The following is a 21,613-nucleotide window of genomic DNA, read 5'->3' as shown; positions in this document are numbered from 1 at the left end:
CGCAGGGCGAACTGCTCGTGCTCGACGATGCGAACCTGTCGCTGCGCGAAGGCGAGATCGTCGGCCTGCTCGGCCGTTCCGGCTCGGGCAAGTCGACGCTGCTGCGCATCATCGCCGGGCTGATCGAGCCGACCGGCGGCGAGGTGACCTATCTCGGCAAGCCGCTGCGCGGCCCGGCCGAAGGCGTCGCGATGGTGTTCCAGACCTTCGCGCTGTTCCCGTGGCTCACCGTGCTGCAGAACGTGGAAGCCGGGCTGGAAGCGCTCGGCGTCGGCGCGCGCGAGCGGCGCGAGCGTGCGCTTGCCGCGATCGACCTGATCGGTCTCGACGGTTTCGAGAACGCGTACCCGCGCGAGCTGTCGGGCGGCATGCGCCAGCGCGTGGGCTTTGCGCGCGCGCTCGTCGTCGACCCGACGATCCTGCTGATGGACGAACCGTTCTCCGCGCTCGACGTGCTGACCGCCGAGACGCTGCGTACCGACCTGCTCGACCTGTGGACGCAAGGCCGCATGCCGATCAAGTCGGTGCTGATCGTCACGCACAACATCGAGGAAGCCGTGTTCATGTGCGACCGGATCCTCGTGCTGTCGTCGAACCCGGGCCGCGTGATCGCCGAGATCAAGGTGCCGTTCAAGCATCCGCGCAACCGGCTCGACCCGGCGTTCCGCAAGCTCGTCGACGACATCTACGCGAAGATGACGGCCCGCCAGACCGGCGAGGCGACGAAGAAGGGGCTGGAGCTCGGCAGCTGGCTGCCGCAGGTGTCGACCAACCTGATGGCCGGCCTGATCGAGACGCTCGCGATGGCGCCGTACCACGGCCGCGCGGACATGCCGGAAATCGCGCGCACGCTGCATCTCGAGGTCGACGACCTGTTCCCGATCGCCGAAGTGCTGCAATACCTCGGCTTCGCGGACGTGCGGGAAGGGGACGTGTTCCTGACGCCGCCGGGGCGCGTGTTCGCGGAATTCGGCACGCAGGAGCGCAAGCTGATGTTCGCGGATCACCTGCTGAAGCACGTGCCGCTCGCTGCGCGGATCAAGAAGGTGCTGAACGAGCGCCCGGGCCATCGCGCGCCGCGCGTGCGCTTCGAGCAGGAGCTGGAGGATTTCCTGTCGGACGGTGCCGCCGAGGAGACGCTCGACGCGGTGATCGACTGGGGGCGTTACGGCGAGATCTTCTCGTACAACGACCAGACGGAGATTTTCAGTCTCGAGGACGTCGAGACCTGAAGCTGGCCAGGTCTCGACAGCATCCGGCGGACACGGCGCGAATTCCATGACCTATGACTGAAAAAGGGAATCTGTACGCCGTCGCGGTGGAAACGTTTGACCTGGTGCTCGTATCCGTTATCGACTCCCCGGGTCCACAGATCTTTCGGGCGAAGGTCGAGCGCATCTATTCCAGCGGCAAGAGCATCACGCCGGATCGCCTCGGGGCGGTGATCGAGTTCTGCGGCGGTCCGCCGACCTGGGGCAATGTACCGCTTCAGGCCGGGGAGTGCGCCCTCATGTTCGTGAGAGTGCAGGCCGGCATGCTCCATGAATATCCGTGGCGCGGACACATGGTGCTGGAGGAGATGGACGGGGAATCGTACGCCAGGCTGCAGATTCCCGAGTTGTGGTTGAGGGACGATCTGCCGGAAGCCGTGAAGGCCGCGACGCGTCCGCATCCGACCAGGCGGAATGCGTCGATCGTCAGGCTCGGTGTGCTGGAGCATTACCTGATGGACTTGATCGGAAAGTCGGCGCGCTGAGCCGAGCGCGCGATTCATGCGCAATGATTCGCGCCGGCGCGGTTGGAGCCGTCGCAGGGCAGTCGATGTCCGGGCCAGCCGCCGGCGCGCGGTGCCTCCGCTACTGCAAATTCCCCCACCGATCGACCGCCGGCTCCGCCGACGCCCACTTCCAGTGCGTGCCTTGCTGGCACGCATTCGCGAAATACCAGTCGGCCTTGTCGCCGTCCTTCACCGAGAACGCGAATTCCTTGCACAGCGCGAGCGCCGACGAGTACGCGCGCGTGACGCGCACTTCGCCTTCGCCGTTTTCGAGCGGCAGCGTGTTCTTCACCTTCCACGGCTTCACTTCTCCGACGGCGAGACTGCCGGCCGTCTTCGCGATCGCGTCCTGCTGGTTCTGATGGAGCTGCTTCATCGTGCGGTTCACGGCTTCGTCGGTCGCGGCCTGCACGGCGATCCCGACGCCGACGCCGACCGCCGGGTTCGCGGTGACGAGGCCCGTCGCGGCGCCGGCAAGCGCGCCGCTCGCCGCGCCGACCGACCCGCAGCCCGACAGCGTGGCCGCCGCCGCGCACAGCACGCCGATGGCCGCGATACGGATCGCGACGCTCATTGCAGCGAGCCCCAGCGTTCGGTTGCCGGCTCCGCCGACGCCCATTTCCACACGGGGCCGTCGCGGCAGATCGTGGCGACGTAGAACGCCGATTGTGCGGCCTTGTCGGCTTTCGCGGGCGTGTCGACCGCGAACACGATTTCCTTGCAGTCGAGCGGGCCGATGCTGATCATCCGGCTGACCGTCACGCGGCCCTGTTCGTCGTCCTCGATCGGGAACGAGTGGTGCGTCGACCACGGCGCGACGCCGCCCACGTCGAGCGGGCCGGCCGCCTTCGCGATCTGTTCCTGTGTGTAACGGTGTGCGACGCGCTGCGAGTACTGGACGCCCGCACGCGCACCGGCGACGGCGCCGAGGCCGATGCCGGTCGCGACGGCGGCGTTGTTGGTGACCTTGGAGGCGATCGCGGCACCCGCGATACCGGCGCCGGCTGTCGCGCCCTCGCTGTACAGCGAGTTGCAGCCGGACAGCAGTGCGGCCGCGGCGATCGCGGCCAGCACGACGCGCGCCGGGATGGCCCGACGCGGCGATTCGAAACGAATGTTCATCCCTGAGTGCAAGTCCTGTCTGGGTGAGCGGCAACGCGTGCGCGCCCTCATGCCGCGTCATTGTTTCGCAATTGTCATAGGAAAAATGCAAAGCTTTGACAAATCGCCGGACGGCATCCCGCGCGCGTACGCGCGGCGTTATTGTCGGACAGGTGGATCGTGAGGGGTCGAAACGTTACAAATTGAAGGTAATTGTTACTTTGGCGTGCAAGGAAGCGACCTAGACTTTTCAGTTATGGAATGTTTCTACGACGGCCTCGGGCCGCGCCGCACATGAGACACCCGGCCATGCGACGTTCGAAACGGTTTTCGTCCCGGCCGCCCGACACAGGGGCGGTTCGCCCGCATCCGCAGACCGACGCGCCATCGGCACCGCCTGCCGGCGCGCCCGGCGAGACGCCGTCCGACGGCGATCACAACCAGGGTGGTGCCCGCCCGGAAGGGCTCGACTATCAGCGGGATCTCGGTCAGGAGCAGGACGCCTGATGTCGTTGTCGTCGTATTCCGCCGCTGCCTTTCACACCTGCATTTCTCACGTCTGAATCGCCGCACGGCCGCCTTCGGGCAGCCGTGCCAGCCTTGGCGCGCGCCGCGCGCCAGCCCATCGAATCGAGGAGGGAAAGCCGCATGAGCAGATTGATCGTGGTATCGAACCGTGTCGCCGCCGGCGAGGACACGCGCCCGAGCGCCGGTGGCCTGGCGGTCGGCGTGATGGACGCGCTGAAGGAAACGGGCGGTGTCTGGTTCGGCTGGAACGGCGAGATCGTCGGCGCACCCGACACCGAGCCGGCGATCCAGCGGGACGGCAACGTGACCTATGCGACGGTCGGGCTGACCCGGCGCGACTACGACCAGTATTACCGCGGCTTCTCGAACGCGACGCTGTGGCCGGTGTTCCATTACCGCGGCGATCTCGCGCGCTTCGACCGCCAGGAGTACGCGGGCTATCTGCGCGTGAACGCGATGCTGGCGAAGCAGCTCGCCGCGTTGCTGCGTCCCGACGACCTGATCTGGGTGCACGACTATCACCTGCTGCCGTTCGCACATTACCTGCGCGAGCTCGGCGTGAAGAATCCGATCGGCTTCTTCCTGCACATCCCGTTTCCGTCGCCCGACATGCTGCGTCTCGTGCCGCCGCACGAGGAGCTCGTGAAGTTCATGTGCGCGTACGACGTCGCGGGCTTCCAGACCGAGGCCGACAAGCAGGCGTTCACCGACTACATCGAGCGGCGCGGGATCGGCGCGGCGAGCGACGACGGGATGCTGCACGCGCACGGTCGCGTCGTGAAGGTCGCCGCCTATCCGATCGGCGTCTATCCCGACGCGATCGCGCAGGCGGCCGTCCAGTACGGCGCGCGCAAGCCGGTGAAGATGCTGCGCGAGGCGCTCGACGGCCGCAAGCTGGTGATGAGCGTCGACCGCCTCGATTATTCGAAGGGGCTCGTCGAGCGCTTCCAGGCGTTCGAGCGGATGCTCGCGAACGCGCCGGGCTGGCAGGGGCGCGTGTCGCTCCTGCAGATCGCGCCGCCGACGCGTTCCGACGTGCAGACCTATCAGGACATTCGCGAAACGCTGGAAGGCGAGGCCGGCCGCATCAACGGCCGCTTCTCGCAGCTCGACTGGACGCCGATCCAGTACCTGAACCGCAAGTACGAGCGCAACCTGCTGATGGCGTTCTTCCGGATGTCGCAGGTCGGCTACGTGACGCCGTTGCGCGACGGGATGAACCTCGTCGCGAAGGAGTACGTGGCATCGCAGGATCCGGCCGATCCGGGCGTGCTCGTGCTGTCGGAGTTCGCGGGCGCCGCGGCCGAGCTGACCGGCGCGCTCCTCGTCAATCCGTACGACCTGTCGCAGATGGCCGAGGCGCTCGAGCGCGCGCTGTCGATGCCGCTCGCGGAGCGGCAGGCGCGCCACGAGGAGAACCTCGCGCGGCTGCGCGGGAACGACCTGTCGGTCTGGCGCGATACGTTCGTCGCCGACTTGCGCAGTGTCGCGGCCGCCGCGTCGGTCACGCGGCGCGCGGGCCGGCGGGTCGTGCATGCGTGAGGTCGTACAGGGGCGCGGCGCCGCCGACGACACGAGCGACGACGCCACCCGCCGCTTCTTCGTCGTGACCGGTGGCCCGGGTTCGGGCAAGAGCACGCTGCTCGATGCGCTCGAGCGCGCCGGTTGCGCGCGCTCGCAGGAAGCCGGGCGGGGCGTGATCCGCGACCAGATGGCGATCGACGGTCACGCGTTGCCGTGGCGCGACCCGGCCGCGTTTGCCGAGCTGATGCTGAGCTGGGAGATGCGCTCGTACGATCTCGCGCGGCATGCGCGCGGGCCCGTGTTCTTCGATCGCGGCGTGCCGGACGTGATCGGCTATCTGCGGCTGACGGGGCTGGCCGTGCCCGCGCATGCGGAGGCCGCGGCCAACCGTTTCCGCTATCACCCGCGCGTGTTCATCGCGCCGCCGTGGCCGGACATCTATGCACAGGACACCGAGCGCCGGCAGGATTTCGCGGAAGCCGTGCGCACCTACGACGCGATGGTCGAGTGCTACACGTCGTACGGCTATCGGCTGATCGAACTGCCGCGCGAGAGCGTGCAGGCGCGCGTGCGTTTCGTGATGGACGCGCTCGACGCCGAATGACGCGCGGGGCGGCGCGCGACGGTATCAGGTTGCCGCGTCCGGTCGCGGCGACGCGATGCGCAGCATGCTGACGAGCGCGGCCACCGCCGCGAATGCCGCGGCGACATAGAGCGCAATCGTCGGCCCGCGATCGGGGACGAGCCCGAAAATCAATGCGACGAGCGCGGCGCCGAGCGTCTGCCCGGTCAGCCGCGCGGTGCTCAGCATGCCACCCGCGCCACCGCTGCGTTCGCGCGGCGCCGACGACAGCATCGCGCGGTTGTTCGGCGACTGGAACAACCCGAAGCCCGCACCGCACAGCGCCATCCGCCACACGATGTCGACGGTGCCCGGGTGCGCGCCGATCGTCGCGAGCGACAGCAGCCCGGCCGCAAACAGGGCGAGCCCGATCCCGCCGAGGATGCCCGCCGAATAACGATCCGACAGCACGCCCGCGAGCGGCGCGGCGAACACGATCACGAGCGGCCAGGGCGTCATGTAGAGGCCCGTCTCGACCTGCGAGAAACCGAGCGAGTGCTGCAGCCAGAACGGCAGCGCGACGAACGCGAGCATCTGCGACGTGAACGACGCCATCGACGTATAGATCGACAGCGCGAACATCGGGATGCGCATCAGGTCGACGGGCAGCAGCGGCGCCGGCTGCGACAGCTGGCGCTTCACGAAGAAGTAGCCGATGACGAACGCGACGGCCAGCTCGGCCGCGACGTACGCATGGCCTTCGCCGTGGCCGAGCCCGTCGACCGCCGTGATCAGCAGACCGAACACGCACGCGTTCATCAGCGCGCTCGGGAAATCGTACGGCGCATCGTGCAGCGGGTTGGACGGCAGCGCGCGCAGGCTGCCGATCACCGCGGCGATGCCGATCGGCACGTTGACCGCGAAGAGCCACGGCCACGATGCGAACGACAGGATCGCGGACGCGACCGTCGGCCCGATCGCCGACGACAGCGCCACGACCATCGCGTTGATCGACAGCCCGCGCCCGAGCATCGACGACGGGTAGATCATCCGCACGAGCGCCGCGTTGACGCTCATGATGCCGGCCGCGCCGAAACCCTGGATCACGCGCATCACGGCCAGCATCGGCAGCGAGCCGGCGAGCGCGCAGCCGAGCGACGCCGCGGTGAACAGCGCGAGCCCCGCGACGTAGATGCGGCGATAGCCGATGCGCTCGCCGAGCGAGGCGAGCGGCAGCAGCGTGATCGTGACCGCGAGCTGGTATGCGTTGACGATCCAGATCGATGCGGCGTCGGACGCGTGCAGGTCGCGCGCGATCGTCGGCAGCGCGACGTTTGCAATGGCGCCGTCGAGCACGGCGAGCGTGATGCCCAGTGCGACGCAGAGGATCGCCCAGTAGCGTTGCGGAAGCGGCAGGCCGGTATCGGCGTTCATGGCGGGAGCAGATGCGTGGTTGTCCGCGCGCCCGGCTGCCGGTTGCGTGCGCAACCATGCGGAAGGGTGGAGGCGGCGATGAGCGGCCCGGCCGGCCCAACTGCACCGGGGCGTGGCCGGCCGAGTGTATCACCGGGCCGCATTGCGCGACGTCGGCACTCAGCCTTCGAAGTCGAGGCCGCCGAGCCGCACGAGCGGGTCGGCCTGCGTGCGCGACAGGAGATCGATGTCGCGCGCGCCCTGCCATGCGCCCAGTTTTTTCGGCAGCGCGGCCAGGTAGTGCTCGAAGCGCCGCGGGCCGTCCGGCTCCATCAGCCGCTCGATTTCGTCGGTGTCCCAGGTCAGTTCGAGATTCAGCGGATGCTCGAAGCCGCTGACATGCTCGTGCGGCGCGCTGCGGATCTGCACGCGCGTCGGGTGCCCGTGGCCGCCATACGGGACGACGTCGGTCAGCACGTGATCGGCGAAGAAGGCGGCGATCGCCTGTGCGATGCGCGGGGCGAATTCTGTATCGAAACGGCGGGCGGTTTCGGGCTGCATGAAGGCGTCTCCTGTATGCCGAAAATCCTAGCATGGCGGCGCCGCGTTTCGGTGTGCGTGATAGCGGTAATCGCGCGTTACCACTTGCTGCATCTATTACGGCCGCCTGCCGCCACAATGCATCGCATCCAGTACCACTTCGCGTGGGAGCCCATCATGAAAAAAATTGCCGCAGTGTGTGTCCTCGCCGGTTCGCTTGCCGTGGCGGGTCCGGCGTCCGCGCATGGCCGCGACGGCGGCGCCGTCATCGGCGCATTGATCGGCGGCGCGGTGCTGGGCGCGATCGTGACGTCCGCGATGAATCCGCCCGTCGCGTATCAGGCGCCCGTGTACCAGGCACCGGCCTATCAGCCGCCGACGTACTACCAGGCACCCGCGTACCAGCAGCCTGCCTATCCGACCTACCAGCAGGCGCAGTATCAGGACGACGGCCCGAACTATTGCTACGACCGCTACCAGCGCGCGTACGTGTGCGGCGCGCCGGTGCGGGGCGGCTACGCGCAGCCGGCCGGGTGGTAAGCGGGCGGATGCGTGGCGCGTGTCGTGTGACCGGCCAGTGCCGGGCGGCCTGCGCCGCCGACGTTCGCTTCACCGCACCGGACGACAAAAGGCCCTCGCTTCGTGCGAGGGCCTTTGTCTTTTGCGCGGGAGTCCGTTCGTCTGCGTAACGCACGACCGGCAAGACCGGCACGACCGCTCATCGGCGGGCCGTGCGCGGATACAAACGGTTGCAATTGTGCGTCAGTGGCGATGGCCGCCGCCTCCGCCGCCATCGTTCCAGTCGCCGCGGCGTCCGCCGCCGTGCCCCCAGCCGTTGCCGCGGTTGCCGCGATCGCCGTCCCAGCGATGGTAGTCGCGCCGGCCGCGATCCCAGTCGCGTCCGCCGCCACCGCCCCAGATGTTGACCGTGCCGTACACGGGGGACGGCGCGTAGGCGTAGCCCGGGTCGGAATAGTAGGGCTGGCCGTAGCCGTATCCGGCGTCCGGGGCGACGACGCAGCCGGCCAGCAAGGTCACGACGCCGGCGGCAGCAATGAGCTTCAGCATGATGTTCTCCGTTGGTTCCCGTATAAGTACCGCGCAAGGGGATTGCCAGCTGTTTGCAATTGTGTCGTCAAATTACAGCGCCGTAAGGTCATGCGACGAAAGTGTTAGCATCCGGAGCTCATTTGTTTTCCAGGAGTACCTCGATGAAATTCGCGATCCGGGCCGCGCTGGCCGCCTTGTGCGTGACGACTGCCGCCGCCTGCGTGGCCGCGCCTGCATCGGCGCCCGCCGTGCCGGCCGAGTCGATCAAGATGTTTCCGCAGGCAGCGGCCGGCCAGCAGCGCGTCGTGATCGCGCTGCCCGCGCTCGAGAACGAAGGCGATGCGCGCGTCGAACTGATGATCGGCAAGACGTTGCAGACCGACTGCAACCAGCAGTGGTTCGGCGGCGAGCTGACCGCCGAGGACGTGAAGGGCTGGGGCTATACGTACTACCAGCTCACCGACGTGAAGGGCCCGGCGTCGACGCTGATGGCGTGCCCGGGCCAGGCGCCGCAGCAGCGGTTCGTGCAGGTGCGCGGCGATGGCCAGCTGCTGCGCTACAACAGCCGCCTGCCGCTTGTCGTCTATGTGCCGGACGGTTTCGAGGTGCGTTATCGCGTGTGGCATGCGTCGAAGGACGTGCAGCACGCTGAAAGGCAGTAACGCGCGGGGGAGGCCGTGTGCGGCGGCGTCCTGCCGCTACGCGCCGCCCATACCGACGAGCGCTGGCCACGCGGCCAGCGCAGCCGTCGCGACGGCCTCGAGATCGCGACGGCTCGCACCATCGCGGGCCTGGATCGACATCCCCTGCTGGACGGTTACGTAGTACCGCGCGATCGCGTCGAGGTTCGCGTGCGCCGAGATCTCGCCGGTCGCGACACCTTGCCTGAGGCGCTCGCGCAGGCTCTCGACCGTGCCCTCGCGCATCGCGATCAGCGTTTGCCGAACCGTATCGGAGCGCTCGGCCGGATGCAGCGCCGACAGCACGACCAGGCAGCCCGCCGGCTTCGACCGCCGCGTGAACACGCGTGCGGTATCCATCAGGTAGTTCCGCACGGCGTCGTGTGCGCTGCCGGCCTCCTCGACGCCCCCCCAGATTTCTTTTCCCTCCGTTGCGCGGTAGTGATCGAGCGCTTGCCGGAACAATGCTTCCTTGCTGCCGAACGCCGCATACAGGCTCGGCGATGCGATGCCCATCGCGGCCGTCAGGTCGGTCATCGACGCGCCCTCGTAGCCGAGGCGCCAGAACACTTCCATCGCGCGTTCCAGCGCCGCTTCCTTGTCGAAGCTCCTCGGTCGGCCCCGTTCAGCCATTGCGTCCGTTCCTTCGTCGATATCTGTGTCGATCGATAAAATAAATCAATTGACTGTGCCGCGCAACTTGCCACATTCTGTGCCGGTCGTTACATAAATGAGGAAAGGAACCGACATGAATCGACTTCAGGGCAAGCGTGCACTCATCACGGGCGGCAGCCGCGGCATCGGTGCGGCGATCGCGAAACGGCTGGCGGCCGACGGCGCGGACGTCGCGATTACCTACGAGAAATCGGCCGAGCGGGCGCAGGCCGTCGTGGCCGGCATCGAGGCGCTGGGCCGGCGCGCCGTCGCGATCCAGGCCGACAGCGCCGATCCGGTGGCCGTGCGCGACGCAGTGGATCGTGCCGCGGAGGCGTTCGGCGGTCTCGACATCCTCGTCAACAACGCGGGGATTTTCCGGGCCGGCGGGCTGGACGATCTCACGCTCGACGATATCGACGCGACGCTGAACGTGAACGTGCGCGCGGTGATCGTCGCGTCGCAGGCAGCGGCGCGGCATCTCGGCGAGGGCGGGCGCATCGTGTCGACCGGCAGTTGCCTCGCCACGCGCGTGCCCGATGCGGGGATGAGCCTCTATGCGGCGAGCAAGGCCGCGCTGATCGGCTGGACTCAGGGGCTCGCGCGCGATCTGGGCCCGCGCGGCATCACGGTCAATATCGTGCATCCGGGGTCGACGGATACCGACATGAATCCGGCCGACGGCGAACACGCCGGCGCGCAGCGTTCGCGGATGGCGATCCCGCAGTACGGCAAGGCCGACGACGTCGCGGCGCTCGTCGCGTTCGTCGTCGGGCCGGAAGGGCGGTCGATCAACGGGACCGGGTTGACGATCGACGGCGGCGCGAATGCGTGATCGCGTGATGGCGGACGCCCGGTGTGAGTTGACCGGGCGGCGTTGCGTTCGTTATCGGCAGCCGAGCCGTTGATGCTCGGCTTCGAGATCGGCGCGCTTGTCGTAAGCGCGCAGTTCGTTGCGCAGCTTGCCGTCCGGGCCCATCCTGCGCACGACCTTCTGGCCGCGGTCGGGGGTGTGCGTCACGGCGTCGATGCCGGCAGCCAGTTCACGGCAGCGTGAGTCGGAGGAGGTTTTTTCCGGGCGCGGTGCCGCTGCGTTCGCGACGTTGGCGATGCCGGGGCTGACATAGCGCCGCTTCGCGGGCGCGGTGATGGTGTCTGCGGCGTTCGCCGTGCCGGTAATCGCGGAAAGCGCGGCGAGTGCCGCGATCGTTCGAATCATTGCGGAAGTCCGGATGCTGAAGAAGGTTCGGAATTCTACGCAATGTCTGGTGCGGAGCCGTGGCGATCGGGCGGGATGCGATCGTGTGTCGCAGGTGGTGCCGGCGGCTGAATGTTCCGCAATTTGTCGGCGATGCCGGCCAGGCGGTGCGCACGCAGCAGTGCATGCGGAAAGCAAAAAGCCCGCTTGCTTTCGCAAAGCGGGCTTCGGTATTGGTTGCGGGGGTAGGATTTGAACCTACGACCTTCGGGTTATGAGCCCGACGAGCTGCCAGACTGCTCCACCCCGCGGCGCGAAGTGTACTTGGGCTGATGCCGAGAGTCAAACGATCTTTGATTTGCGTCGAATGGAAGCCGTGGTTCACCGGCAGGCTCGACACGCATCGTGAAGGCCGCACAGAAGGGTGAGCAGCCCACGAAAGGCCAAACTTGGCCGATCGACAACGGTCGGTAGATCGTCAAAAATCACGATTCGCTCCGCACACCGTGAAGAGCCGTGTTTGAATGAAAAAAATAATGGAGTAGGTTCGAATGAGCTTTCACACTCAGGTTTCGGTTCATCCGTTCGATGGTGAGCCGTTGAATGTTGCCAGTGTCCGTGAGGAACTCTTGAGGTTTCTTGACGAATATTCGCTAAGCCACGACGTATTGACCAACCTCACCGAAGCATGTGGTTCGGCTCTACCAACGTCAACTCTCTTCTTTCTGAACAGCATGGCGATCGTCATGCTGTTCGACAAGTTGGCTTCATGCCTGCCGAACGCGTCGTTCGCGGTAAAGGGCTCCGGCGAGGATCACCGCGATATATGGGTGCGAGAGTATGCCGACGGAGTGGCTACGTTCGAAGCCGGGCCGTTCGACGAGTAAGCTGGCGGCAGTCCAACGTCGTCGCGCCTCGCCCGTCGCCGGCGGTGGGGCGGAAAGGGCGAGTTGGGGCGCGGCCAGTGTTGATGCGTTAGCGAGCTGACGCGATATCTGCGCGTCCGTGAGAGGTATTGTTGGTATCTGCTGATACCAACGAAAATCGCAAGAGTCTCGGGTACGGCTGAGAGGTAGAGTGGCGCCAGACGGGGGCGAAGCGGGGAGATTCTTGTGAATCCGGGGGATGGCTGAGAGCTTGACTGGTCCCCCCGACAGGAATCGAACCTGTATCTAGCGCTTAGGAGGCGCTTGTTCTATCCATTGAACTACGGGGAGCGCCATGTCCGGGTGATCGCGCGGAAAAACGCGAACCGGACGGCAGTGTGGACAGCGCGCAGAGTATAGCAAACGCGCGGCGCGTCGGCGGGGTGGAATGCGCGCCGACGCGCGCGATCGGGCAATCAGCCGCGATCAGAACATCGTCGAATCAGAAATCGACGACAACAAAATCTTCCTTGCCCACGTCGCACAGCGGGCAGCGCCAGTCGGCGGGAATGTCGGCGAAACGGGTGCCGGGTGCGATGCCTTCGTCGGGCAGCCCTTCCGCTTCGTTGTAGACCCACCCGCAAATCAGGCAGACCCAGCTCTGGTATTCGGTTACTTCGCTCATGTGGCGCTCGGTAAAAATGGAAATCCGGTGATGCCGTCCGCCGCCTGGCCGGCGGACGAAAGGCGCAATGGTACCGGAATTTCGCCGAACGGCTCCGCAACGTCGTTTTAAACGTACGCATCGCGAACAACGCAACCGGAACACGCATGCCGTACGTGCGGTGTATGCTTCCCGGGCTGTCCAACCATAAGGAGAATGCGATGCTGAACAAAAAGTGGATCGCGAGTGCGGTATGCGTGGCGGCGATGGCCGTGTCGACGGTCGCGCGGGCCGAGGCGCGCGTGTTTTTCGAAGCGCCGAGAGACGGCGCGACGGTGTCGAATCCGGTGCTCGTGAAGTTCGGGCTCGAAGGGATGGCGCTTCGGCCCGCCGGCGACATGACGCCGGATACCGGCCATCATCATCTGCTGATCGACGGCCGGCCGATTCCGAAGGGCGACGTGATTCCCGCTGGCGAACGTTCGCTGCACTTCGGCAAGGCGCAGACCGAAACCGAGCTCAGGCTGCCGCCCGGCCAGCACACGCTGACGCTGCAGTTCGGCGACGGCGCGCACCGCTCGTACGGTCCCGAAATGAGCTCGACGATCTCCGTGAACGTCAAGTAAGCACGCATATCCGCGAGGGCGGCCGTGCCGTCCTCGCGACGGAGTGAGCCCGCGCCAGCGGGCGCGGGTGCCCGCCGCACGCGCGGCACTCGACCTCCGGCAACCGGCCCGCGCGAGCGGTCCTGCACCTTATCCGTCCGGCCATACCGGTGCCGGCGCCCGCGACCGGTACAATGGGCGCTTCCGATTTCTCTCTTCGCCGTCTCCCCATGTCGCTCTATTCCATTACCGGCGCGCAGCTCGCGTTCGGTCACGTCGCGTTGCTCGATCACGCGGATTTCTCGCTGGAAGCCGGCGAGCGCGTCGGCCTGATCGGCCGCAACGGCGCGGGCAAGTCGTCGCTGCTGAAGATCGTCGCCGGGCTCGCGAAGCCCGACGACGGGCTGGTCACGCGCCAGCAGGAGCTCGTGACCGTCTATGTGCCGCAGGAGCCCGAGTTCGAGCCGGGCGCGACGGTGTTCGATGCGGTCGCGTCGGGGCTCGCGCACACGCGTGAAGTGCTCGAAGAATACGATTCGATCGCGCACCGCCTCGCGGATACGCCCGAAGGCGCCGAACACGATGCGTTGCTCGCGCGGATGAACGCGCTGCAGTCGTCGCTCGACGCGCACGACGCGTGGAACTGGCGCACGCGCGTGTCGATGACGCTCGCGCAGATCGGCCTGGCGGACGTCGACGCGCGCGTCGACGCGCTGTCGGGCGGGATGCAGAAGCGGGTCGCGCTGGCGCGCGCGCTGGTGCTGCAGCCCGACGTGCTGCTGCTCGACGAGCCGACCAACCACCTCGACTTCGACGGCATCCGCTGGCTGGAAGAGCTGCTCGTCGCGCAGCGCGCGGGCCTGCTGTTCATCACGCACGATCGCGCGTTCCTCGACCGCGTCGCGACGCGCATCGTCGATCTCGACCGCGGCCGGCTGTTGTCGTACCCGGGCAATTTCTCGGCGTACCAGACGCGCAAGGCGCAGCAGCTCGAAGTCGAGCGCGTGGAAAACGAGAAGTTCGACAAGCTGCTCGCGCAGGAGGAAGTGTGGATCCGCAAGGGGGTCGAAGCGCGCCGCACGCGCAGCGTCGGCCGCATCGCGCGGCTCGTGCAGATGCGCAACGAGCGCGCGGAGCGCCGCAATTCGCAGGGCAACGTGAAGCTCGACGTCGCGCAGGGCGAGAAGTCCGGCAAGATCGTCGCGGAGCTGACCGACGTGACGAAGCGCTACGGCGGCCGCACGGTTGTCGATCGTTTCTCGACGACGGTGATGCGCGGCGACAAGATCGGCTTCATCGGCCCGAACGGCGCCGGCAAGACGACGCTGCTCAAGCTGATTCTCGGCGAACTGAAGCCCGACGAAGGCACGGTGCGCACCGGCACGAACCTGCAGGTCGCGTATTTCGACCAGATGCGTGCGCAGCTCGACCAGGAAAAGAGCCTCGCGGATACCATCAGCCCCGGCAGCGAATGGGTCGAGATCGGCGGCGTGCGCAAGCACGTGATGAGCTATCTCGGCGATTTCCTGTTCGCGCCGGAGCGCGCGCGTTCGCCGGTGAAGTCGCTGTCGGGCGGCGAGCGCAACCGGCTGCTGCTTGCGCGCCTGTTCGCGCGTCCGGCCAACGTGCTGGTGCTCGACGAACCGACCAACGACCTCGACATCCCGACGCTCGAACTGCTCGAGGAGCTGCTGGCCGACTACGACGGCACGGTGCTGCTCGTCAGCCACGATCGCGCGTTCCTCGACAACGTCGTGACGTCGGTGATCGCGTCCGAGGGCGACGGCAAGTGGCGTGAATATGTCGGCGGCTTCACCGACTGGCAGATCCAGAGCGCGCGCGCGGATCAGCTCGCGCAGCAGGAAGCCGCGAAGCGCGCGGTGAAGGAAGCTGCACCCGTCAAGGAGGAGCCGGCAAAAAGCGCCGCGGGCCGCAATGCGCAGCGCACGGTGAAGCTGTCGTTCAACGAGCAGCGCGAGCTCGATTCGCTGCCGGAGAAGATCGCCGCGCTCGAGGAGGAGCAGAGGACGATCAATGCCCGGCTCGAAGACGGTTCGATCTTCGCGAAGGATCCGCAGGAAGGCACGCGCCTGACCGAGCGGTTCGCGGCGATCGACGACGAATTGCTCGCGGCGCTCGAACGGTGGGAAACGCTCGAGGCGAAGCGCAAGCCGGCGTAATCCGCATGACGCGTCGCGCGGCCGGCGGCGGCCGCGCGCGATTGCGCGATTGGCGCGCCACGCGGAACCAGTAAAATACCGCGCGTCCCGGGCAGCGCAGCCAACGCCGCGCGCCCGCTTTCGGAGCAGTCCAAGCACACCGTTGTTTCGATTCGCTTTTTTACGGAACTCAACGTTTTGTCCACGACGTTATCCACACGAGGTGTGGACAACGTCCCGATGAATGACGAAATTCAGCGCCTATGTCAACGAAGAAACCCAGCGCGGCCTATAGCGAAGCATCGATCAAGGTGCTCAAGGGTCTCGAGCCGGTCAAGCAGCGGCCCGGCATGTACACCCGTACCGAGAATCCGCTGCACATCATCCAGGAAGTCATCGACAACGCGTCCGACGAAGCGCTCGGCGGCTACGGCAAGCAGATCACGGTCACGCTGCACGCCGACCAGTCGGTCTCGGTCGAGGACGACGGCCGCGGCATCCCGTTCGGCATGCACCCGGAAGAGGGCGTGCCGGTCGTCGAGATCGTATTCACGCGCCTGCACGCGGGCGGCAAGTTCGACAAGGCCGCGGGCGGCGCCTATACGTTCTCGGGCGGCCTGCACGGCGTCGGCGTGTCGGTGACGAACGCGCTCGCGACGCGCCTCGACGTCACCGTCTGGCGCGACGGCAAGATCGCGGAACTCGGCTTCGCCGAAGGCGATGTGGTGAAGCCGCTCACGACGCAGGGCGCGGGCCGCGGTGAAAAGAAATCCGGCACGCGCGTGCAGGTGTGGCCGAATCCGAAGTACTTCGATTCGCCGAACCTGCCGCTCGGCGAGCTGCAGCGCCTGCTGCGCTCGAAGGCCGTGCTGCTGCCGGGCGTCGAGGTCGTGCTCGTCAACGAAAAGAGCGGCGAGCGCCAGACGTGGAAATATGAAGACGGCCTGCGCGGCTACCTGCTCGACGAAATGAACGGCAGCGAGTTGCTGATCCCGTTGTTCGAAGGCGAGCGTTTCGCCGATTCGCGTTCGGGCGACGACACCTTCGCCGAAGGCGAGGGCGCATCGTGGGTCGTCGCCTGGAGCGAGGAAGGTTCGCTCGTGCGCGAGTCGTACGTGAACCTGATCCCGACGCCGGCCGGCGGCACGCATGAATCCGGCCTGCGCGACGGTCTCTACCAGGCGGTGAAAAGCTTCGTCGAACTGCACAACCTGCAGCCGAAGGGCGTGAAGCTGCTCGCGGAAGACGTATTCGCGCGCGTGTCGTTCGTGCTGTCGGCGAAGGTGCTCGATCCGCAGTTCCAGGGGCAGATCAAGGAACGCCTGAACAGCCGCGACGCGGTGAAGCTCGTGTCGTCGTTCTCGCGTCCGGCGCTGGAGCTGTGGCTGAACCAGCACGTCGAGCACGGCAAGAAGCTCGCCGAACTCGTGATCAAGCAGGCCCAGGCGCGCACGCGCGCGGGCCAGAAGGTCGAGAAGCGCAAGAGCTCGGGCGTCGCGGTGCTGCCCGGCAAGCTGACCGACTGCGAGACCGAGGACATCACGCGCAACGAGCTGTTCCTTGTCGAGGGCGACTCGGCGGGCGGTTCCGCGAAGATGGGCCGCGACAAGGAATACCAGGCGATCCTGCCGCTGCGCGGCAAGGTGCTGAATACCTGGGAAACCGAGCGCGACCGCCTGTTCGCGAACAACGAGGTGCACGACATCTCGGTGGCGATCGGCGTCGATCCGCACAGCCCCGATGAAAGCGTCGACCTGTCGAACCTGCGCTACGGCAAGATCTGCATCCTGTCGGACGCGGACGTCGACGGCTCGCACATCCAGGTGCTGCTGCTCACGCTGTTCTTCAAGCATTTCCCGCAACTGATCGAGCGCGGCCACGTGTGCGTCGCGCGGCCGCCGCTGTTCCGTGTCGATGCGCCGGCACGCGGCAAGAAGGCGGCGCAGAAGCTCTATGCGCTCGACGAGGGCGAACTGGAAGCGATTCTCGACAAGCTGCGCAAGGACGGCGTGCGCGAGACGCAATGGAGCATCAGCCGCTTCAAGGGGCTCGGCGAAATGAGCGCCGAGCAGCTGTGGGATACCACGATGAACCCCGACACGCGCCGCCTGATGCCGGTGAAGCTCGGCGAACTCGACTACGAGGCGACCGTCGCGCGCATGACGATGCTGATGGGCAAGGGCGAGGCAGCCGCGCGACGCGGCTGGCTCGAGGAAAAGGGCAACGACGTCGAAGCGGACATTTAAGCCGGGAATCCGCGCGGCCGGGCATGACGCCCGGCCCGGCCTCACGCCACTTACGAATACGGAATTCAGATGGACGACAACACCTCCGATCTCTTTGCCGACTCCGGCGCGCCAGAGAGCGATGCGCTGACGCTCGGCAACTACGCGGAGCAGGCGTATCTCAGCTACGCGGTCAGCGTCGTGAAGAGCCGCGCGCTGCCCGACGTGTGCGACGGCCAGAAGCCGGTGCAGCGCCGGATCCTGTTCGCGATGAACGAAATGGGCCTCGGCCCGGACGCGAAGCCGGTGAAGTCGGCGCGCGTCGTGGGCGACGTGCTCGGTAAATACCACCCGCACGGCGACCAATCGGCGTACGACGCGCTCGTGCGTCTCGCGCAGGATTTCTCGCTGCGCTATCCGCTGATCGACGGGCAGGGCAACTTCGGCTCGCGCGACGGCGACGGCGCGGCGGCGATGCGATACACCGAAGCACGGCTCACGCCGATCTCGAAGCTGCTGCTCGACGAGATCGACCAGGGCACGGTCGACTTCATGCCGAACTACGACGGCTCGTTCGAGGAGCCGAAGACGCTGCCGAGCCGCATGCCGTTCGTGCTGCTGAACGGTGCGTCGGGTATCGCGGTCGGTCTCGCCACCGAGATCCCGTCGCACAACCTGCGCGAGGTCGCGGCGGCGGCGGTCGCGTTGATCCGCAATCCGAAGCTCTCGCACGCGGAGCTGATGAACCTGATCCCCGGCCCGGATTTCCCGGGCGGCGGCCAGATCATCTCGAGCGACACGGAAATCGCGGCGGCCTATGAAACCGGCCGCGGCAGCCTGAAGGTGCGCGCACGCTGGAAGATCGAGGATCTCGCGCGCGGCCAGTGGCAACTGGTCGTCACCGAGTTGCCGCCGAACACGTCGGGCCAGAAGGTGCTCGAGGAAATCGAGGAGCTGACGAACCCGAAGCTCAAGCTCGGCAAGAAGACGCTCACGCCCGAGCAGCTCAACACGAAGAAGGCGATGCTCGACCTGCTCGACGCGGTGCGCGACGAGTCGGGCAAGGAAGCGGCGGTGCGGCTCGTGTTCGAGCCGAAGTCGCGCACGATCGACCAGACGGAATTCGTGAACACGCTGCTCGCGTACACGAGCCTCGAGTCGAACGCGACGCTGAACCTCGTGATGATCGGCGCCGATGGCCGGCCGGGCCAGAAGGGCCTGCTGACGATCCTCGACGAATGGGTGAAGTTCCGCCAGCTGACGATGACGCGCCGTTGCCGCCATCGTCTCGCGAAGGTCGACGACCGCATCCACATCCTCGAAGGGCGGATGATCGTCTTCCTGAACATCGACGAGGTGATCCGCATCATCCGCGAGTCGGACGAGCCGAAGGCCGCGCTGATGAGCGCGTTCGGCCTCAGCGAACGGCAGGCGGAAGACATTCTCGAAATCCGGCTGCGCCAGCTCGCGCGGCTCGAGAAGATCAAGATCGAGAAGGAACTCGAAGCGCTGCGCGACGAGAAGGCGAAGCTCGAGGAGCTGCTCGCGAACGAAAGCGCGATGAAGCGGCTGATGATCAAGGAGATCGAGGCCGACGCGAAGCAGTACGGCGACGATCGCCGCACGCTGATCCAGCAGGAAAAGCGCGCGACGTTCGAGGCGAAGGTGGTCGACGAACCGGTGACGGTGGTCGTGTCGCAGAAGGGCTGGGTGCGTGCGCTGAAGGGCCACGGGCTCGACCCGGCCGGCTTCACGTTCAAGGCCGGCGACCATCTGTACGCGGCGTTCCAGTGCCGCACGCCGGACCGCCTGATCGCGTGGGGCAGCAGCGGCCGCGTGTATTCGGTCGACGTGTCGGTGCTGCCGGGCGGGCGCGGTGACGGCGTGCCGGTCACGTCGCTGATCGAGCTCGAATCGGGCTCGCACCTGATGCACTACTACGCGGCGCCGGCCGACCAGCAACTGCTGCTCGCGTCGAGCAACGGTTTCGGCTTCCTCGCGAAGGTCGGCGACATGGTGAGCCGCGTGAAGGCCGGCAAGTCGTTCATGACCATCGATGCGGGCGCGGTGCCGCTCGCGCCGATGCCGGTGCTGCCGAACGCGACGCAGGTCGCGTGCCTGTCGAGCGGCGGCCGCCTGCTGGTGTTCGGGATGGACGAGATGAAGACGCTGTCCGGCGGCGGTCGCGGCGTGATCCTGATGGCGCTCGACGACAAGGAAACGCTCGTTCAGGCGCTCGCGATCGATCCGGCCGGCGTCGTGCTGATCGGTACCGGCCGCGGCGGCAAGGCGCAGGACGAGACGCTGTCGTACGCGGGGCTGGCGCCGCACGTCGGCAAGCGCGCACGCAAGGGCCGCGCACCGGAGACGAAGCTCAAGGTCGTGAACGAGCTGCGTCCGCTGCTCGGCTGACGCGACGCACGATCGATCGACCGGCCGGCCGATTCGGCCGTGATCGAAGGCCGCACCTCCGCTTCGGCGGGCGTGCGGCCTGTTCTTTTTGAGCGGGGATTCGGGTAAGCAAGCGTGGCGCTGTCACGCGGAACTTGCAAAATAGTGTGAAATCGCGCCTGGGGTCTGAACCGGGCGGCGACAATCCGGTCGAACGTCGCTCGATGCCGCGTGCGACGCGGCCGTTCGCCGTACCCCACTCCTCACAGGATTGCCGTCATGTCCCATGCTGTCTCCGTCGCGCTGTTTCTTCATCTGCTGGCCGTCGCCGTGTGGGTGGGCGGGATGGTCTTCGCCAACTTCTGCCTGCGTCCGGCGCTGTCCGACCTGTCGCCGCAGCTTCGGTTGCCGCTGATCGAAGGCGTGTTCGGCCGCTTCTTCAACTGGGTGTCGGGCGCCGTGATCGTGATCCTGCTGTCCGGCGGCTTCCTGCTCGTGGAATTCGGCGGCGCGCACGCAACGTGGTCGCTGCACGCGATGGCCGGGCTCGGCGTCGTGATGATGCTGATCTTCGGGCATATCCGGTTCGCGCTGTTCCCGCGCATCCGTCGTGCGGTGCAGGCGCAGAAGTGGCCGGACGGCGCGCGCGCGGTGAATACGGTGCGCCTGCTCGTCCTCGTGAACCTCGTGCTCGGCGTCGTGACGATCGGCGCGGCGGTGTTGTCGCGCGGTTTCTGACCTGTCGGTGCCGGCCGGCGCGCAGCCGCCGGCGCATCGGCCTGCGTCGCTACGCGGCCAGCATCGCATCGAGCAGCCATGAGCCGACCGGGCCGAGCGGCCGGTTGCGTGACCAGACCGCATCGACCCGCACGCGGCGCGGCCAGCCGCGCGCACGCAGTTCGCACAGGCGATCGCGCGCAAAGTGGTCGACCATCCAGCGCGGCAGTTCGGCCCAGCCGAACCCCTGCACGGCCATCTCCAGCAGCATCAGGTAGCTCGGCGCCAGCCAGTGGTGCGTGCCGACGACGATCCGGTCGCCGGTGCCGCGACCTTCCGGTTTCACATAGGTATTGAGGCGCAGTTCGCGCACGTCGCGCAGCGCGGCGTGCGGCACGTCGGCGTCGCCGTATTCGGCGAGCGCGTGCATGCGGCCGACGAACAGCCCGATCTCCGATTCCTCCGCGATCGTCGCCGCGCCGATGTCGGCCGGGTAGGCCGCGCGCGCGGCCATCAGCCCGAGCTGCGCGCGTCCCTGCTGGATCAGGTCGAGCACGTCGTCGTGCTCGGCGATCTGGCATTCGAACTCGAGCGCCGGAAAGCGCCGCTCGAGCGCCATCAACGTTTCCTCGTAGCGCTTCGACTGGTAGGTATCGGACACGACGAGCGTCAGCCGCGCTTCCTCGCCGCGCGCGAGCCGCGCGGCCGTGCGGTCGATTGCCGCGCCGGCCTCGAGTGCGCGCTGCACCTGCGGCAGCAGCGCCCGCCCGGCGTCGGTCAGCGTCGGCGTGCGCGTCGAGCGGTCGAACAACTGCACGCCGAGATCGATCTCGAGGTTCGCGATCGCCTCCGACACGGTCGACTGGCGCTTGCCGAGCTTGCGCGCGGCGGCCGTGAACGAGCCGAGCAGCGCGGCTTCGGCGAATGCGAGCAGGGCTTCGGGGGCGTGACGCATGCGG

23 protein-coding genes and 2 tRNA genes are annotated in these 21,613 nt (G+C 67.1%); 14 read left to right on the top strand and 11 right to left on the bottom strand.

Annotated features, from left to right (window positions below; all coding sequences use genetic code 11):
- A partial coding sequence (locus ABY44_RS33465) for an ABC transporter ATP-binding protein (RefSeq protein WP_431643361.1) occupies window positions 1-1,232 on the top strand: 1,232 nt, incomplete at its 5' end.
- A 53-nt stretch (window positions 1,233-1,285) separates the two neighbouring features.
- On the top strand, window positions 1,286-1,756 hold the full coding sequence (locus ABY44_RS33460; RefSeq protein WP_060172936.1) for a hypothetical protein: 471 nt from the start codon (window positions 1,286-1,288) through the stop codon (window positions 1,754-1,756).
- 100 nt (window positions 1,757-1,856) lie between these two features.
- Here the strand turns inward: ABY44_RS33460 and ABY44_RS33455 are convergent, their stop codons facing one another.
- Both ABY44_RS33455 and ABY44_RS33450 read right to left on the bottom strand, forming a co-directional pair.
- Window positions 1,857-2,351 (bottom strand): hypothetical protein, encoded by a 495-nt coding sequence (locus ABY44_RS33455; RefSeq protein WP_060172937.1) that lies wholly within the window; start codon window positions 2,349-2,351, stop codon window positions 1,857-1,859.
- Window positions 2,348-2,899 (bottom strand): hypothetical protein, encoded by a 552-nt coding sequence (locus ABY44_RS33450; RefSeq protein ID WP_059698004.1) that lies wholly within the window; start codon window positions 2,897-2,899, stop codon window positions 2,348-2,350. The genes ABY44_RS33455 and ABY44_RS33450 overlap by 4 nt, the downstream gene beginning before the upstream one ends.
- A gap of 288 nt (window positions 2,900-3,187) precedes the next feature.
- On the opposite strand from ABY44_RS33450, the gene ABY44_RS33445 reads away from it, so the two are divergent.
- The 3 genes from ABY44_RS33445 (at window position 3,188) to ABY44_RS33435 (ending at window position 5,534) form a co-directional block, all read left to right on the top strand.
- The gene (locus ABY44_RS33445) at window positions 3,188-3,385 is read left to right on the top strand and encodes a hypothetical protein (RefSeq protein WP_081072564.1); all 198 of its coding nucleotides are present in this window, start codon (window positions 3,188-3,190) and stop codon (window positions 3,383-3,385) included.
- A gap of 141 nt (window positions 3,386-3,526) precedes the next feature.
- Window positions 3,527-4,948 carry an alpha,alpha-trehalose-phosphate synthase (UDP-forming) gene (otsA, locus tag ABY44_RS33440; protein WP_060085984.1) on the top strand — a complete coding sequence of 474 codons (1,422 nt, stop codon included), beginning with the start codon at window positions 3,527-3,529 and terminating at the stop codon, window positions 4,946-4,948.
- Complete coding sequence (locus ABY44_RS33435; RefSeq protein WP_222212028.1) at window positions 4,941-5,534, top strand: AAA family ATPase; 594 nt, start codon at window positions 4,941-4,943, stop codon at window positions 5,532-5,534. The genes otsA and ABY44_RS33435 overlap by 8 nt, the downstream gene beginning before the upstream one ends.
- Before the next feature lie 24 nt (window positions 5,535-5,558).
- Here the strand turns inward: ABY44_RS33435 and ABY44_RS33430 are convergent, their stop codons facing one another.
- Both ABY44_RS33430 and ABY44_RS33425 read right to left on the bottom strand, forming a co-directional pair.
- The gene (locus ABY44_RS33430) at window positions 5,559-6,926 is read right to left on the bottom strand and encodes an MFS transporter (protein ID WP_175829613.1); all 1,368 of its coding nucleotides are present in this window, start codon (window positions 6,924-6,926) and stop codon (window positions 5,559-5,561) included.
- Between the two features lie 159 nt (window positions 6,927-7,085).
- Entirely contained in the window at window positions 7,086-7,466 is a 381-nt protein-coding gene (locus tag ABY44_RS33425; protein ID WP_059697999.1) for a DUF5594 family protein, read from the bottom strand.
- Between the two features lie 117 nt (window positions 7,467-7,583).
- On the opposite strand from ABY44_RS33425, the gene ABY44_RS33420 reads away from it, so the two are divergent.
- Window positions 7,584-7,985, top strand: a complete 402-nt coding sequence (locus ABY44_RS33420) for a hypothetical protein (RefSeq protein ID WP_021158522.1) — start codon at window positions 7,584-7,586, stop codon at window positions 7,983-7,985.
- Window positions 7,986-8,207: 222 nt separating this feature from the next.
- On the opposite strand, the gene ABY44_RS33415 is transcribed toward ABY44_RS33420, so the two are convergent.
- Window positions 8,208-8,513: a hypothetical protein gene (locus ABY44_RS33415; protein WP_060172940.1), complete on the bottom strand. Its 306-nt coding sequence runs from the start codon at window positions 8,511-8,513 to the stop codon at window positions 8,208-8,210.
- A 143-nt stretch (window positions 8,514-8,656) separates the two neighbouring features.
- On the opposite strand from ABY44_RS33415, the gene eco reads away from it, so the two are divergent.
- The gene (eco, locus tag ABY44_RS33410) at window positions 8,657-9,157 is read left to right on the top strand and encodes a serine protease inhibitor ecotin (protein WP_021158524.1); all 501 of its coding nucleotides are present in this window, start codon (window positions 8,657-8,659) and stop codon (window positions 9,155-9,157) included.
- Between the two features lie 36 nt (window positions 9,158-9,193).
- Here the strand turns inward: eco and ABY44_RS33405 are convergent, their stop codons facing one another.
- Window positions 9,194-9,808, bottom strand: a complete 615-nt coding sequence (locus ABY44_RS33405; RefSeq protein ID WP_060172941.1) for a TetR/AcrR family transcriptional regulator — start codon at window positions 9,806-9,808, stop codon at window positions 9,194-9,196.
- A 115-nt stretch (window positions 9,809-9,923) separates the two neighbouring features.
- Here ABY44_RS33405 and ABY44_RS33400 point away from each other — a divergent pair, with 115 nt between their 5' ends.
- A complete protein-coding gene (locus ABY44_RS33400) occupies window positions 9,924-10,664 on the top strand; it encodes an SDR family NAD(P)-dependent oxidoreductase (RefSeq protein WP_027786779.1) in 741 nt (246 codons plus the stop codon).
- Between the two features lie 51 nt (window positions 10,665-10,715).
- On the opposite strand, the gene ABY44_RS33395 is transcribed toward ABY44_RS33400, so the two are convergent.
- Window positions 10,716-11,048 carry a hypothetical protein gene (locus ABY44_RS33395; protein ID WP_027786780.1) on the bottom strand — a complete coding sequence of 111 codons (333 nt, stop codon included), beginning with the start codon at window positions 11,046-11,048 and terminating at the stop codon, window positions 10,716-10,718.
- Between the two features lie 213 nt (window positions 11,049-11,261).
- A tRNA-Met gene (locus ABY44_RS33390) sits at window positions 11,262-11,338 on the bottom strand.
- Window positions 11,339-11,578: 240 nt separating this feature from the next.
- On the opposite strand from ABY44_RS33390, the gene ABY44_RS33385 reads away from it, so the two are divergent.
- On the top strand, window positions 11,579-11,914 hold the full coding sequence (locus ABY44_RS33385; protein WP_048025383.1) for a hypothetical protein: 336 nt from the start codon (window positions 11,579-11,581) through the stop codon (window positions 11,912-11,914).
- A gap of 255 nt (window positions 11,915-12,169) precedes the next feature.
- Here the strand turns inward: ABY44_RS33385 and ABY44_RS33380 are convergent.
- Window positions 12,170-12,244 (bottom strand) — tRNA-Arg (locus tag ABY44_RS33380).
- Between the two features lie 151 nt (window positions 12,245-12,395).
- The gene (locus ABY44_RS33375) at window positions 12,396-12,578 is read right to left on the bottom strand and encodes a rubredoxin (protein ID WP_006398668.1); all 183 of its coding nucleotides are present in this window, start codon (window positions 12,576-12,578) and stop codon (window positions 12,396-12,398) included.
- Window positions 12,579-12,778: 200 nt separating this feature from the next.
- Here ABY44_RS33375 and ABY44_RS33370 point away from each other — a divergent pair, with 200 nt between their 5' ends.
- The 5 genes from ABY44_RS33370 (at window position 12,779) to ABY44_RS33350 (ending at window position 20,675) form a co-directional block, all read left to right on the top strand.
- Window positions 12,779-13,183: a DUF4399 domain-containing protein gene (locus tag ABY44_RS33370; protein WP_027786782.1), complete on the top strand. Its 405-nt coding sequence runs from the start codon at window positions 12,779-12,781 to the stop codon at window positions 13,181-13,183.
- Between the two features lie 209 nt (window positions 13,184-13,392).
- Window positions 13,393-15,342, top strand: a complete 1,950-nt coding sequence (locus ABY44_RS33365) for an ATP-binding cassette domain-containing protein (protein ID WP_027786783.1) — start codon at window positions 13,393-13,395, stop codon at window positions 15,340-15,342.
- Window positions 15,343-15,584: 242 nt separating this feature from the next.
- Window positions 15,585-17,567: a DNA topoisomerase IV subunit B gene (gene parE, locus ABY44_RS33360; protein WP_021158532.1), complete on the top strand. Its 1,983-nt coding sequence runs from the start codon at window positions 15,585-15,587 to the stop codon at window positions 17,565-17,567.
- Between the two features lie 69 nt (window positions 17,568-17,636).
- Window positions 17,637-19,958, top strand: a complete 2,322-nt coding sequence (gene parC / locus ABY44_RS33355) for a DNA topoisomerase IV subunit A (RefSeq protein WP_059697995.1) — start codon at window positions 17,637-17,639, stop codon at window positions 19,956-19,958.
- Between the two features lie 258 nt (window positions 19,959-20,216).
- The gene (locus ABY44_RS33350) at window positions 20,217-20,675 is read left to right on the top strand and encodes a CopD family protein (protein ID WP_021158534.1); all 459 of its coding nucleotides are present in this window, start codon (window positions 20,217-20,219) and stop codon (window positions 20,673-20,675) included.
- Between the two features lie 49 nt (window positions 20,676-20,724).
- Here ABY44_RS33350 and ABY44_RS33345 read toward each other — a convergent pair whose 3' ends face one another.
- Window positions 20,725-21,609 carry a LysR family transcriptional regulator gene (locus ABY44_RS33345; protein ID WP_059697994.1) on the bottom strand — a complete coding sequence of 295 codons (885 nt, stop codon included), beginning with the start codon at window positions 21,607-21,609 and terminating at the stop codon, window positions 20,725-20,727.
- Window positions 21,610-21,613 lie beyond the last annotated feature (4 nt).

It is taken from the genome of Burkholderia sp. ZZQ-2, from assembly GCF_050768715.1.
Taxonomy (GTDB): Bacteria; Pseudomonadota; Gammaproteobacteria; order Burkholderiales; family Burkholderiaceae; genus Burkholderia; species Burkholderia cepacia.
The sequence above is the reverse complement of the archived record's forward strand: the minus strand, read 5'-3'. Positions and strand labels throughout refer to the sequence as shown.